Annotated in this window: 15 protein-coding genes; 11 read left to right on the forward strand and 4 right to left on the reverse strand. The window is 74.0% G+C overall.

The window, feature by feature from the left end:
* The coding region (locus tag AKI01S_RS26485) for a TetR/AcrR family transcriptional regulator C-terminal domain-containing protein (protein WP_067823676.1) at nt 1–596 on the forward strand (596 nt) is incomplete at its 5' end.
* Here AKI01S_RS26485 and AKI01S_RS51830 read toward each other — a convergent pair.
* Nucleotides 583–729 (reverse strand): hypothetical protein, encoded by a 147-nt coding sequence (locus tag AKI01S_RS51830; protein WP_169814021.1) that lies wholly within the window; start codon nt 727–729, stop codon nt 583–585. The two genes, AKI01S_RS26485 and AKI01S_RS51830, sit on opposite strands and share 14 nt — an antisense overlap.
* 76 nt (nt 730–805) lie before the next feature.
* On the opposite strand from AKI01S_RS51830, the gene AKI01S_RS26490 reads away from it, so the two are divergent.
* The 3 genes from AKI01S_RS26490 to AKI01S_RS26500 all read left to right on the forward strand — a co-directional run bounded on the left by AKI01S_RS26490 (nt 806) and on the right by AKI01S_RS26500 (nt 4,030).
* Nucleotides 806–1,672, forward strand: coding sequence for a LysR family transcriptional regulator (locus AKI01S_RS26490; RefSeq protein ID WP_067823679.1), 867 nt, complete (start codon nt 806–808; stop codon nt 1,670–1,672).
* Nucleotides 1,673–1,775: 103 nt separating this feature from the next.
* A complete protein-coding gene (locus AKI01S_RS26495) occupies nt 1,776–2,969 on the forward strand; it encodes an acyl-CoA dehydrogenase family protein (RefSeq protein ID WP_067823683.1) in 1,194 nt (397 codons plus the stop codon).
* A complete protein-coding gene (locus AKI01S_RS26500; RefSeq protein WP_067823685.1) occupies nt 2,966–4,030 on the forward strand; it encodes an acyl-CoA dehydrogenase family protein in 1,065 nt (354 codons plus the stop codon). Before AKI01S_RS26495 ends, AKI01S_RS26500 begins: the two co-directional genes overlap by 4 nt.
* A gap of 60 nt (nt 4,031–4,090) precedes the next feature.
* Here AKI01S_RS26500 and AKI01S_RS26505 read toward each other — a convergent pair whose 3' ends face one another.
* Nucleotides 4,091–4,603 (reverse strand): putative immunity protein, encoded by a 513-nt coding sequence (locus AKI01S_RS26505; RefSeq protein WP_067823688.1) that lies wholly within the window; start codon nt 4,601–4,603, stop codon nt 4,091–4,093.
* A 251-nt stretch (nt 4,604–4,854) separates the two neighbouring features.
* Between AKI01S_RS26505 and AKI01S_RS26510 the strand changes: the two genes are divergently transcribed.
* Genes AKI01S_RS26510 through AKI01S_RS26530 form a run of 5 tightly spaced genes read left to right on the forward strand, consistent with a single transcriptional unit; the run spans nt 4,855 to nt 9,383 of the window.
* A complete protein-coding gene (locus tag AKI01S_RS26510; RefSeq protein WP_067823691.1) occupies nt 4,855–5,388 on the forward strand; it encodes a 2,4'-dihydroxyacetophenone dioxygenase family protein in 534 nt (177 codons plus the stop codon).
* Entirely contained in the window at nt 5,388–6,629 is a 1,242-nt protein-coding gene (locus AKI01S_RS26515) for an MFS transporter (protein ID WP_067823694.1), read from the forward strand. The genes AKI01S_RS26510 and AKI01S_RS26515 overlap by 1 nt, the downstream gene beginning before the upstream one ends.
* Nucleotides 6,626–7,642 carry a 2,3-butanediol dehydrogenase gene (locus AKI01S_RS26520; RefSeq protein ID WP_067823697.1) on the forward strand — a complete coding sequence of 339 codons (1,017 nt, stop codon included), beginning with the start codon at nt 6,626–6,628 and terminating at the stop codon, nt 7,640–7,642. Before AKI01S_RS26515 ends, AKI01S_RS26520 begins: the two co-directional genes overlap by 4 nt.
* The gene (locus AKI01S_RS26525) at nt 7,639–8,373 is read left to right on the forward strand and encodes an SDR family NAD(P)-dependent oxidoreductase (protein ID WP_067823700.1); all 735 of its coding nucleotides are present in this window, start codon (nt 7,639–7,641) and stop codon (nt 8,371–8,373) included. Before AKI01S_RS26520 ends, AKI01S_RS26525 begins: the two co-directional genes overlap by 4 nt.
* Before the next feature lie 56 nt (nt 8,374–8,429).
* The gene (locus AKI01S_RS26530; RefSeq protein ID WP_067823704.1) at nt 8,430–9,383 is read left to right on the forward strand and encodes a helix-turn-helix domain-containing protein; all 954 of its coding nucleotides are present in this window, start codon (nt 8,430–8,432) and stop codon (nt 9,381–9,383) included.
* A gap of 307 nt (nt 9,384–9,690) precedes the next feature.
* Here the strand turns inward: AKI01S_RS26530 and AKI01S_RS26535 are convergent, their stop codons facing one another.
* A complete protein-coding gene (locus AKI01S_RS26535; protein WP_084000284.1) occupies nt 9,691–10,299 on the reverse strand; it encodes a helix-turn-helix domain-containing protein in 609 nt (202 codons plus the stop codon).
* A gap of 113 nt (nt 10,300–10,412) precedes the next feature.
* On the opposite strand from AKI01S_RS26535, the gene AKI01S_RS26540 reads away from it, so the two are divergent.
* Nucleotides 10,413–11,231 carry an MBL fold metallo-hydrolase gene (locus AKI01S_RS26540; RefSeq protein ID WP_067823712.1) on the forward strand — a complete coding sequence of 273 codons (819 nt, stop codon included), beginning with the start codon at nt 10,413–10,415 and terminating at the stop codon, nt 11,229–11,231.
* 147 nt (nt 11,232–11,378) lie between these two features.
* The gene (locus AKI01S_RS26545) at nt 11,379–12,782 is read left to right on the forward strand and encodes an amidase (protein WP_067823707.1); all 1,404 of its coding nucleotides are present in this window, start codon (nt 11,379–11,381) and stop codon (nt 12,780–12,782) included.
* 179 nt (nt 12,783–12,961) lie between these two features.
* Here AKI01S_RS26545 and AKI01S_RS26550 read toward each other — a convergent pair.
* Nucleotides 12,962–13,198 (reverse strand): helix-turn-helix domain-containing protein (locus AKI01S_RS26550; protein ID WP_169814022.1); only part of this gene is annotated, 237 nt, incomplete at its 5' end.

Genomic DNA, 13,198 nt, shown 5'->3' on the forward strand with positions numbered 1-13,198 from the left:
AGCTGACGATGCGCTCGCTGGCCGCCGAGCTCGGCGTCTCGCCGCGCGCGGTCTACAACTACGTCGAGGACCGGCGCGACCTGGTCGCGCTCGCCGCCGAGATCTTCGAGTCGGAGTGGCGGCCGCCGCCGCTGGACCCCGCCCGCTGGCGCGACTGCCTGCGCGCCTACTGCGACGACCTGCGCGCCCACTACCGGCGGCACCCCGGCATGACCACCCTCGCGCTGCGCGAGAACGTCACCATGGCCCGCCATCCGACGATGCTGCGCAACGTGGACGCGCTGATCGGCTTCTTCGCCGCGGTCGGCCTGCCGCTGCCCGACGCCTACCGCGCCTGCATGGAGACGATCCGCGCGGTCGTCGGCTTCGTGGAGTTCCAGGACGCGCCGTACGACCGGCCGCCCGCGCACCTGGACCCGGACGACCTGGAGCGGACGCCCCCGTCCTGGCTGCGCCCCGACGGCGACCTCGACCTTCCGCACCTGCGGCGCTGCGCCGACGAGCTGGAGCCGGACGACAACGACGCCCGGTTCGCGTTCACGGTGGACGTGCTCGTGGAGGGGATCGCCGCCCGCCCGGCCCTCACAGCACGGTGAACGAACGGTGCTCGGCCTCGGCGAGCGCGCGGACGAAGGCGGCCATCCCGAGCGCGCGGCGGGCCAGGAAGCGGGTCGGAGCGGAGTGGCGCGGCCCGTAGGCGACGGACCACAGGAAGGGCACGTGGTTCACGCGCCCCAGCATGCGCGCGGGCGCTCCCATCGGTCCAACACATCATTTCGCTGGCAGCCATCGCTATCGTAGATGGATGGAACTGCGCCAGCTCCGGCACTTCGTGGCCGTGGCCACCCAGGGCGGCTTCACCGCCGCCGCCCGCTCGGAACTGATCGTCCAGTCGGCGCTGAGCACCTCCATCCGCAAGCTGGAACACGAGCTGGGCGCGGACCTGTTCGACCGGACCGGGCGGCGGCCCGTGCTGACCCCGGCCGGGCACGCGCTGCTGCCGGTCGCGCGCCGGCTGCTCGCCGACGCCGCCGCCGCGCGGGAGACGGTCGCCGCCGTGACGGAGCTGGCCGCCGGCCGGGTCGCCGTCGGCAGCATTCAGACCCTGACCAGCGTCGATCTGCCGCGCGAGCTGGCGGCGTTCCACCGCGCCCGGCCCGGCGTCCAGATCGCGGTGAGCGAGGCCCCGACCGGCGAGCTGCTGGACGCGCTGCTGGCCCGCGAACTCGACCTGGCCTACGTCGCGCTGGACGGCGCGGCCCTGCCCGACGGGCTGGCCTCCTTCCGGTCCTGGCGGGAGGAGCTGGTGCTGGTGACCGCGCCCGGCCACCGGCTCGCCGGGGCCGGCCGCGCCCTGCTGCGGGACCTGGCCGAGGAGCGCTTCGTCGACTTCCGCGCGGGCACCGGCCTGGAGACCGCCGTGCGCCGCCTGGCCGCCGGGTGCGGCCTGCACCGGCAGATCACCTGCGAGGTCACCCAGATCCGGTTCCTGGTCGACCTGGTGCGCGCGGGCATCGGTGTGGCGATCGTGCCCCGCCCGGTCGGCGAGCGGGCCGGGCTGCCGTGCGTGCGGATCCGCCAGCCCGTCCCGGCCCGGACCGTCGAGCTGGTGGGCCGCGCCCCCCGGCCGGGCAACCCGGCCGCCGTCGCGCTGCTGGAACACCTGACCTGACGGGCGATCTCACGGTTGACGGCGTCAGCCCGCACTTCCTAGGGTGGGCCCCATACCGACCGGTTGGTATGTATCGTCGCCCACCCCGCGGAGGTCCGTTCCCGTGAGCACCGCACCCCCCGACGCCGCCGCGCTGCGCAGGCGGGTCGAGGAGTTCCTCGCCGAGCACGATCCGGCCGCCATGGAGCCGCTGGAGTTCCTGCGCGCCCGGTTCGACGCCGGGCTGGCCTGGGTCCACTACCCCGAGGGGCTCGGCGGCCTCGGCGCGCCGCGCCACCTGCAGCCCGAGGTCGACCGGGCGTTCGCCGGCGCCGGGGCGCCCTCCAACCAGCCCGAGCGCAACGGCATCGGGCTCGGCATGGCCGCCCCGACGATCCTGGCCTTCGGCACCGAGGAGCAGAAGCGGCGCTTCCTGCGGCCCCTGTGGACCGGCGAGGAGGTCTGGTGCCAGCTGTTCAGCGAGCCCGGCGCCGGTTCGGACCTGGCCGCGCTCGGCACCCGCGCCGTCCGCGACGGCGACCACTGGATCGTCAACGGCCAGAAGGTCTGGACGTCGATGGCGCACGAGGCGCGGTGGGCGATCCTGGTCACCCGCACCGACCCCGACGTGCCCAAGCACCGCGGCATGACCTACTTCGTGTGCGACATGACCGCGCCCGGCGTTGAGGTCCGCCCGCTGCGGCAGATCACCGGCGAGGCCGAGTTCAACGAGGTGTTCCTCACCGACGTCCGCGTCCCCGACGAGCACCGCCTCGGCGAGGTCGGCCAGGGGTGGCGGGTGTCCACCGCCACCCTCATGAACGAGCGCGTCGCCATCGGCGGCCAGGCCGTGCCCCGCGAGGGCGGCATGATCGGCGTCGTCGCGGAGCTGTGGCGCGAGCGCCCCGAGCTGCGCACCCCCGGCCTGCACGACGAGGTCCTGCGGCTGTGGGTGGAGGCCGAGGCCGCCCGCCTCACCGGGCGGCGGCTGCGCCAGCAGCTCACCGCCGGGCAGCCCGGCCCCGAGGGCTCGGCCGCCAAGCTCGCCTTCGCCGACCTCAACCAGCGCATCTCCGGCCTGGAGCTGGAGCTGCTCGGCGAGGAGGGGCTGCGCTACGACGACTGGACGATGCGCCGCCCCGCCGAGGTCGACTTCACCCGCCGCTCGCCCGGCTACCGCTATCTGCGCGCCAAGGGCAACTCCATCGAGGGCGGCACCTCCGAGATCCTGCGCAACATCATCGCCGAGCGCGTGCTCGGCCTGCCCGGCGAGATCCGGGTCGACAAGGACGTGCCGTGGAAGGACCTGCCGAAGTGAGCGACCTGCTCTACAGCGAGATCGAGACCGACCTGCGCGCCGGCGTCCGCGAGCTGCTCGACGACAAGGCCCCCTGGAACGACGTGCTCGCCGGGACCGAACGCGACGAGCCCCTCGACGCCGCCCTGTGGCAGTCCCTCACCGACATGGGCGTCACCGCGCTGCCGGTCCCCGAGGACCGGGGCGGGGCCGGGGCGACCTGGCGGGAGACCGCCGTGGTGGCCGAGGAGATCGGCCGCGCCGTCGCGCCCGTCCCGTTCCTGACCGGCGCGGTCCTCGGCGTCGCGGCGCTGCTGGCCGCCGACGACCGCGAACTGCTGGAGTCCGGGCGCGCCGCCGTGCTCGCCGTCCCGTTCACCACGGACCCGCACGCCGCGTTCACCCCGACGGTGCGCGCCGGGGACGGCACGCTCACCGGCGCCGTGACCAGCGTCGCCGACGGGTCCGCCGCCGACGTGCTGCTGGTGCCCGCCGCCGACGGCCTGTACGCCGTGGAGGCCGCCGACGCCGCCCGCGCCCCGGTCGTCTCCCTCGACATGACCCGCCGCCTGTGCGACGTGACGTTCGACGGCGTCCCCGCGCGGCGGGTCGCCGAGGGCGACGCGGCACTGCGGACGGCCCTGCTGACCGGCGCGGCGATCCTGGCCTCCGAGCAGCTCGGCCTGGCCGAACGCTGCCTGGAGTCCACCGTCGCCTACGTCAAGACCCGCTACCAGTTCGGCCGTCCGGTCGGCTCCTACCAGGCGCTGAAGCACCGGCTGGCCGACCTGTGGACCTCCGTCACGCAGGCCCGCGCCGTCGCCCGGCACGCCGCGTCCTGCGCCGCCACCGGCGACCCGGACCTGCCGGTCGCCGTCGCGGTCGCGCAGGCGCACTGCTCGGCCGTCGCGGTGAGGGCCGCCGAGGAGTGCGTGCAGATGCACGGTGGCATCGGCTTCACCTGGGAGCACCCCGCGCACCTGTACCTCAAGCGCGCCAAGAGCGCCGCGCTCGCGCTGGGCGCCCCGGACCGGCACCGGGCCGCGCTGGCGACCCTGGTGGACCTGCCGCCCGCCCCGTGAGGACGCGCCCGCCGCCCGGCCGGATCCCCGCCCGGCCGGGCGGCGGGCGAACGCCGCGGGTCAGTCGTCGAAGACGTGCCAGCAGATCGCGCTTCGACGCCGCTGGTCATCGAGGACCAGCTCCCGGAGCTCCGCGGGGATCCTCTCCCGCTGCCAGTCCCGCTCCCTGAGGCGTGCCGCCTCGGCGTCACCGGCGGCAGCGGCGGCCGCCCTGATCGCGTACGCCGCGGCCCCCAGGTCGTGGGCCGCGACGTGGGCGACCGCCACCGCCTGCCCGGCGGCGAGGGCGGCGAACTTCGCCGGGGCGGGCAGTCCGCGCCCGGCGGCGTTCGCCACGAACGCGGTCTGGTGCGCCTCGCGCATGCGCACCTCGCCGCGGATCCAGGCGCGGCCGACGCCGATGGCGTCGCGCGGGCGGGTGTCGTGCGGCCGCTCCCGCTCGAAAAGGTGCAGGACGTGTTCGGCGCAGAGCGCGGCCCACTCCGCGAGCAGCCGGTGGTGCTCGTCGGTCAGCGTTCCGCCGCGGCGCACGGTGATCAGTCGGGGGTCACGCTCGGACGGCAGGATCGGCATGGGTTCCCTCCTTCCCCTCGCTTCGCGGCGATCGCCGCGTCCGGCCCTTGGCGCCGATGGCCATACCTTCGACGGTATCGCTGAACTTTCGAGTGAGACTTCGACGCGGTATCCGTAAGGTTTTCGGGAAAAAGTCTCAAACCCGGGTCCGATGTCCGCGATCCGCAAAGGACGGCGTCCGCCACAGGAAAGACCGGGGTCCCACCCGGGGGGTTCACTCGCAGCGACAGACCGCGAGAGGAGCCGTTCGCATGCCGGAGACCCCTGGTTCGGAGTTCTGGAAGAACCTGAAGCCGATCGAGAACTCGCAGAAGCCCGACGCGCTGCCCGAGGTGTACCTGCCGAAGGTCGCCACCGACGACGACCGGTACTACGTGCCGTTCACCGAGACCGTCGGGTCGCGGCCGCTGTGGATCAACGTGAAGGACAACACCTGGTCCGACATCCTGCGGGCCAAGGAGGCCGGGCTCGTCAACCGGCACTACCACCCCCACGAGGTGTTCGCCTACACGATCTCCGGCAAGTGGGGCTACCTGGAGCGCCCCTGGACGGCGACGGCGGGCGACTTCGTCTACGAGGCGCCCGGCGAGGGCCACACCCTCGTCGCCTACGAGCACGAGGAGCCGATGAAGACGCTGTTCATCGTCAAGGGCCCGCTCATCTGGCTGGACGAGAACGGCGACCCCCAGGGGTACTTCGACGTCCACGACTACATCGACATGTGCCGCAGGCACTACGACGCGGTCGGGCTGGGCGCCGATCACATCGACTCGCTGTTCCGCTGATGGCCCCGGTCCTCACGCGGGACGACCCCGCCGCCGACCGGTACGAGAACCGGCTGCTGGCGATCCTGTTCCTGGCGTTCGGGTTCGTGTTCTTCGACCGGCAGGCGCTGGCGTTCCTCGCCCCGTACATGGACGACGACTTCGGGCTGTCGAACGCGCAGCTCGGCGTGCTGTCCGGGGTGCTCGCGCTGACGTGGGCGCTGGCCGGGATGTGCGCCGGGGGCCTGTCGGACCGGCTCGGGCGGCGCAAGCCGATCCTCGTCGTCGCCGTCGTGCTGTTCTCGCTGTTCTCCTCGGCGTCGGGGCTGATGACCGGGTTCCTCGGGCTGCTGGCGGCGCGCGCGCTGATGGGCGCCGCCGAGGGCGCGGTGCTGCCGATGGCGCAGGCGCTGATGGTGGAGGCGTCCCGGGAGTCGCGCCGCGGCCTCAACATGGGGCTGCTCCAGGGGTCGTCGGCGGGGCTGCTCGGCGGCATCGTGGCGCCGGTGGCGGTCGTGTGGCTCGCCGACACCTTCGGGTGGCGGACGGCGTTCTACGTCACGATCGTCCCCGGCCTGGTCATCGCCGCCGTGATCGCGAAGTACGTGCGGGAGCACGCGCCCCGGGCGCGGGCGGCGGCCGGGCCGGTCGCGCGGGTGCCGGTGCGGGAGGTCCTGCGGCTGCGCAACGTCGTGATCTGCATGCTGATCGCGCCGTGCTACCTGACGTGGTTCGTCACGATGATCACGTTCACGCCCCGGTACCTGACCGACGAGAAGGGCTGGGGGCCGGGCACGATGAGCGCCGTCATGACGTGCCTCGGCGTCGCCTGGGTGCTGTGGGGCTTCGCCACCCCGGCCGTCTCCGACCGGATCGGCCGGCGCGCCTCGCTGATCGGGTTCACCGCCCTCGCGGCGTGCTGCCCGCTCGCGGTGGTCCACGTCGACGACCCGGTGCCGCTCGGCGCGCTGATGATCCTCACCTACACCGGGCTCGGCTGCTTCACGCTGTTCATGGCGACGATCCCGGCCGAGACCGTGCCGCGCGCGGCGCTCGCCACCGCGCTCGGCGTGATCATGGGGGTGGGCGAGCTGGCCGGCGGGTTCCTCGGCCCGCTCGTCGCCGGGCGCGCCTCCGACATCTGGGGGCTGGACGCGGCCATGTTCATCGCGGCGGGCGGCGCGGCGCTGGTGGTGGCGCTGTCGTTCGGGCTGCGCGAGACGGCCCCGGCCGTGCTGCGCCGCCGGGGGGCGGCCGCGTGAGGGCCGCGGTGTGGCACGGTCCGCGCGACGTCCGGGTACAGGACGTGCCGCGGCGCGCCCCCGGCCGGGGCGAGGTGGCGATCGCCGTCGCCTACTGCGGGATCTGCGGCAGCGACCTGCACGAGTACGCCGACGGGCCGCACGCCATCCCGGTCGGGGAGCCGCACCCGGAGTCGGGACGGGCCGCCCCGCTGACCCTCGGGCACGAGTTCAGCGGGACGGTCGCCGAGGTCGGGCCCGGCGTGACCGGGTTCGCGCCCGGCGACCGGGTCGCGGTGGAGCCGCACTACCGGTGCGGCCGCTGCGCGCGGTGCGCGGCCGGCGAGTACAACCTGTGCGCCCACTTCGGGTTCGCGGGCCTGATGGGCGACGGCGGGCTCGCCGAGCGGGCCGTCGTGCCGTCCTACATGCTGCACCGGCTCCCGGACGGGGTGTCGCTGCGGCAGGCGGCCGTGTTCGAACCGGCGGCGGTCGCGCTGCACGGGGTGCGCAGGTCCGGGCTGCGGGACGGGGAGACCGCCGCGGTGGTCGGCCTCGGCCCGATCGGGCTGCTCGTCGTCCGGCTCGCCGTCCGGTACGGGGCGGGACGGGTGGTCGCGTGCGACCCGTCCCCGGCCCGCCGGGCGCTGGCGCGCCGGCTCGGCGCCGCCGAGACCGTGGACGCCGGGGGACTGCCGCCCGGGGCCGCCGACCTGGCGTTCGAGGCGGTCGGGTCCGGGCGGGCGCTGGCCGACTGCCTGGCCGGAACCCGCCGCGGGGGCCGGACCGTGCTGCTCGGGCTCGGCGGCACGGTCACCGTGGACGCGTTCGCGCTGGTCAACAACGAGCAGTCGATCATCGGGAGCGTCGGCTACCGGGACTGCCACGGCGAGCTGATCCGGCTCGCCGCCGAGGAGGGCATGGACTTCACGTCCATCGTGACCTCGGTCGTCCCGCTGGCGGAGGTCGTCCGGGACGGGTTCCGGGCGCTGCTGGACACCACGGAGGAGATCAAGGTGCTGGTGCGGCCATGACCGCGGGGTTCGAGGCGGGCCTGTACGCGGGGCGGCGGGTGTTCGTCACGGGCGGCACGTCCGGCATCGGGGCGGCCACCGCCGCGCTGTTCGCCGACCTGGGCGCCGAGGTCACCGCCCTCGGCCTGCGCCCGGCCGAGCCGGCGGAACCGCCCGGCCGCCCCGGCGTCCGCGTGGTCGAGCACGACGTGCTGGACGCCGACGGCCTGACCGGACTGATCGCGGCGCACGACCCGCTGGACGTCCTCGTGAACTGCGCGGGCGTCAGCCACGACCGCGACGAGTACGCCCCGGACCGCTGGCGCCGCGTCCTGGAGGTCAACCTGACCGCGACGATGGTGGCGTGCCAGGCGGCCCGCCCGGCGCTGGCGCGCGGGGCGGGCGCGATCGTGAACGTGTCGTCGATGTTCGCCTTCGCCGGGAGCCGGGACCGGCCCGCCTACAGCGCCAGCAAGGGCGGGGTCTCCCAGCTCACGCGGTCGCTGGCGGCCGAGTACGCGCCCGACGGCGTCCGGGTGAACGCGGTCGCGCCCGGCTTCGTCGTCACGCCGCTGGCCCGGGGCCTGCTGGACGACCCGCACGCCGCGGCGGCCGTGCTGGCCCGCATCCCGGCCGGGCGGTACGGGCGTCCGCCGGAGGTCGCGTCCGTCGTGGCGTTCCTCTGCTCGCCCGCCGCGTCCTACGTGACCGGCGCGGTCTTTCCGGTGGACGGAGGTTACCTGGCCGTATGACCCAGGTCACGGCATAGGCTCCGTCGCAGGACCGCCCGGGCGGGAGGAGCGAGACCATGCCGGCGCCAGCACTGATGATCTCCGAGGCCAGCACCGAGGACGTCGACCCGCGCGACCGCATCGGCTTCTGGGAGGACTACAACCGCAGGGCGCTGGTCGGGCTGTCCTGCACGTCCTACTCCGAGCGCGGGCTGCTGGCACGGCAGGCCAACTTCCGGCTCGGGGACGTCCGGCTGGCCGAGATCAGCGGCAATGCCCACTCCGTGGAGCGCAGCCCGCAGGTGGCGAGGTCGGCGCCGAAGGACTCGGTGTTCGCGACCCTGCTGCTGAAGGGCGAGGCCGTGTTCCTGCACGAGCACGGCTGCCTGTCGGCCACCGCCGGCGACCTCGTCGTGTACGACACGCGCCGGCCGTACCTGTTCGGGTTCTCCTCGACCATGCGGCAGTTCCTGGTGGACATCCCGCGCGACCTGTTCGTCGAGCAGTGCATGGCGGGCGGCGTCCCCGCGCCCATGCTGTTCGGGCGCGGGACGGTCCGCGAGGGCGAGCTGGTCGTGGCGCTGCGGTCGGTCCTGGAGAACCCGGGCGCGGCGGGCCCCGGGGGCGCCCGCGACGGCGTCCTCGACCTGCTGCGGCTGCTGGCCACCGAACGCTCCGGCGGGCGGCCCGCGCCCGCCGCGTACCGGACCCAGCTGATCGTCGCCGAGAACTACATCGAGCGGCACCTGCACGACCCGTGCCTCACCCCCGGGCGGGTCGCGGGCGTGACGGGGGTGTCGGTGCGGCATCTCGGCCGGATCTTCGAGGCGGCCGGCACCACCCCGGCCCGGCACATCCTGGAACGCCGCCTCCAGCGCGCCCACGCCGACCTCACCGCCCCGGGGGCGGCCCGCACGACCATCGCCGACGTCGCCTACCGCTGGGGCTTCTCCAGCCAGGCCCACTTCGCCCGGCACTTCCGCGCCCGCTTCGGCCGCACCCCCAGCGAGGCCCGCGCGTCCGCCCGCTGACCCGGGAACGCGCCGGTGCCGGGCCACGCTCCAGCGATCGCCCGTGGCCCTCCGAACCGGGTTCGCCGGCGGGCCGCCGATGGCACCTTCACCCGTATGTTGCGGCCCGCTCAAACCCGCGCCGATGCGGACCAGGTGCGCCATCGCGTCCGTCGTGGCTCGCGCGGCGGGCGGCCACCGGCCTTTGATCCCCAGGTCGACAAGCGCCGCAACGTGGTGGAGCGCTGCTTCGACCAACCCAAGCATTGGCGCGGCACCGCCACCCGCTACGGCAGAACCCGGTCGGTTTCGTCCAGGCTGCGGCCGATCAGGTTCTGCGCGAGATGACCATGATGTACTCGCAGGGGGCGTTCGTTCGGTTGGCGAAGCCGTGGTCCGCGTCGGCCTGGAAGAACAGGGAGTCGCCCGTGTTCAGGGTCTCGCTGATCCCGCCGATCGCGACGGTGAGGGTGCCTTCGAGCACCACGAGTTGTTTCTCCGTACCCGGCGGATACGCGGGCAGCAGCCCGGTGGAGACCTGCGCGGGGAGGTAGTGGAAGATCATCTCGGCTCCCCCCGCGCCCGGAGCCGCTGACACCATGTGCCGCTCGAAACCGGTTTCCGGATCACGGAAAACGGGGCGCTGGTTCTCGCGCATGACGATGGCCACACCGGACGCGGCGGCGGCCGGCGCGCCGAACAGGTCCGAGAGCGACGCGTTGAGCGCGTGGGCGATCCTGGACGCGACGCCGATCGTCGGGCTCTTCTCGCCGCGTTCGACCTTGGACAGCATCGCCCGGCTGACCGACGACCGCGCGGACAGCTGCTCCAGCGTCAGGCCCGCCTCCTCGCGGCGTCGCCGCACGTTACCGCCGAACGCGCCGGCCAGGTCGTCACCGTGCTGTGGTCCGGCCGCGGTTCCGTCTTGCTCGACCACCGTGCTCCTCGATCGATGGGTACGTCGCCGCCCAACAGTGTAGGGTTTCTCCTAAAGGAGACAGAGTCTTCTATGGAAGATGCGCGATGTGCGCCCAGTACGACGGAGGTTCCATGCGTTTGGTCTCGAGTGGCCGGCACCATGCCACGTTCGAATTCGGCGATCTACAGGTGGTCTCGTTGCGGGACGGGTACATCGACATGCCGCCGACACGGCTCCGCGACGAGGACGGGCACACGCTCGACGAGCTGCCGGCCGCCGTCCCGCTGGCCGGCGACAACCTGCGGCTGTCGGTCAACGCCTTCTTCGTCACCGACGGCACGCGGTCGGTTCTCATCGACACCGGCGCGTCCAACGCCTGGCACGACCCCACCATGGGACTGATCTACGACGCGCTCGACGAAGCGGGGATCGACCGCGCGCAGGTCACCGATGTGGCCATCACCCACAAGCACGAAGACCACGTGAGCGGCCTGATCGCGCCGGACGGTTCGGAGGCGTTCCCCGAACTCGAACGCGTGTGGATCGGCGCGGGCGACACCTCGGTGTTCACGGGGCGGCTCGAACCGATCCGCGACCGGGTCGTGCCCGTGGCGGAGAAGACCGCGATCAACGACTGGGCCACCGCGATCCCGACACCGGGCCACACACCCGGTCACACCGTCTATGACGTCAGGAGCGGCGCCGGCCACCTTCTCGCCTGGGGCGACACCGTTCACGTTCCCACGCTCCAGTTCGATCGGCCGGACGTGTCCTGGGAGCTCGACGGCGACCAGTCCCAGGCCCGCGCCGCGAGAGCGGCCCTCCTCGAACAACTGACCCGACCCCACCACTTCGTGGCCGGCGCCCACCTCGACTCACCCGGCATCGCCCGCGTGACCCCCTCCGGCGACGGCTACGCGCTGGAATACCTCGCACCACCGATCGGCTGACCGGGCCCGTCTCCAGCCGGTGACCTGCAGAAAGGACAGTCCGTGAACGTCGCGGTGAGCACCGGCTGAGGCCGCCGGGAAACACAAGACTGCTCTTTTCCAGTGTCCGCTCCTAGATTTCCCGGCACCGACACCGAGGAGGGCGTGTTGACGGAGCTGTGGGCATTGGGCGCGTGGGACCTGGCGGAGCTGGTCCGCGGCGGGCAGGTGTCGTGCCGGGAGGTGATCGAGGCGCACCTACGGCGGATCGACGGCGTGGATCCCCGCGTGAACGCGATCACGGTCACGCTGGAGCAGGAGTCGCTCGCCGCGGCGGACGCGGCCGACCGGGCGCTGGCGCGGGGTGAGGCGGCCGGCCCCCTGTGCGGCGTGCCGATGACGGTCAAGGAGAACATCGACGTCGCGGGCTCGGCGACGACGATGGGCATCCCCGCCCTGCGGGAGGCGACGGCGGACACCGACGCGCCCTGCGTCGCCGAGCTGCGCGCGGCGGGAGCGATCCCGATCGGCCGGACGAACATGCCCGAGTTCGGCATGCGCTGGCACACCGACAACGCGCTGCGCGGCGCGACGGTCAACCCCTGGTCTCCCCAGCACACCCCGGGCGGCTCAAGCGGCGGAGACGCGGTCGCGGTGGCGACGGGAATGTCCGCGCTGGGAATCGGGAACGACGGCGCGGGTTCACTGCGCTGGCCCGCCCAGTGCTGCGGCGTCAGCGCGTTGAAGACCTCGCTGGGCAGGGTGGCACAGACCGGGGAACGGGCGGCCGGGCCGACTCCCTTCGCCTTCCAGCTGCTCGGCGTCCAGGGGCCGATCGCCCGGCACGTGCGGGATCTGCGCCTGGCGTTCGACCACATGTGCGGACGGCCCGGCGGGGACCCGTGGTACGCACCGGTGCCCCTGCACGGCCCGCCCCTGCCGGCGCCGGTGCGGGTCCGCGTGGTGACCGATCCCGACGGAGCCCCGACCGACCCGCGGGTGGCCGACGCGCTGGGGCGCGCGGCCCAAGCGCTGGCCGACGCTGGCTATCTCGTCGAGGAAGGCCGGGCCCCGGCCCTGACCCGCGCGAGCGAGATCTACACGCAGATCATGTCGGGCTACGGCCGGGTGCACCGGGAGCAGCCCCCTGTCGAGACGGTCGCGTCCCCCGGCTTCGTGCGCTTCTGGCAGGCCTACGAGCCGATCTGGGCGCAGGCCGCCGGGGAGCAGGCGTTCGACCCGCTGATGGAGCGGGCGACCATCGCGCGCCTGTGGAGTGCGTGGATGAGCCGGACACCGCTGGTGCTCGCGCCGATTCGCACGCGCCCGGCCTTCCCGGTCGGCTCCGATCTCGATCCCCGGTGGCTGGCCGACTGGCCGGCCACCATGCGCCTGGCCGTGGTGGTCAACCTTCTCGGGCTGCCCGCGGTCGCGGTGCCCGTCGGGCCGGCCGACGGCCTGCCCCAGGCCGTACAGATCATCGGGCCGAGGTTCCGCGAGGACCTGTGCCTGGACGCCGCCGCGGTGGTGGAGGCGACGACCGGGACGCTGACGCCGATCGACCCCCGCTGAGCACGCTCACCGACGGTGCGCGCCGTACGGTCCGGACCACGGCGCGGCCGCACCTCGTCAACGGTCGGGAAACCGGAGGTCGTGCAGGTCAGATCGCGAAGCGATGCCGCGCTCGCCGAGACCTGGTGAGGCGCGAGCCCTCCGGGCGAGCGTCGTAGGCCAGGGCTTTGAAGCACCGTCTAGCCCGCCAGGCGGGCCAGCTCCACGCGGGAGCGCAGGCCCAGGCGGGTGAAGATGTTGCGCAGGTGGCCGTCCACCGTCCGGGTGCTGATCATCAGGTGGGTCGCGATCTCCCGGTTGGTGGCCCCGGCCGCGACCAGCGCCGCGATCTGCCGCTGCTGGGCGGTCAGCGCGGCCAGCGGGTCGCCCCGGCCGGGCGCCTCCGCCGCGCCGCCCGCCGCGCGCAGCTCGGACCG

It is taken from the genome of Actinomadura kijaniata NBRC 14229, assembly GCF_001552175.1.
Lineage (GTDB): Bacteria > Actinomycetota > Actinomycetes > Streptosporangiales > Streptosporangiaceae > Spirillospora > Spirillospora kijaniata.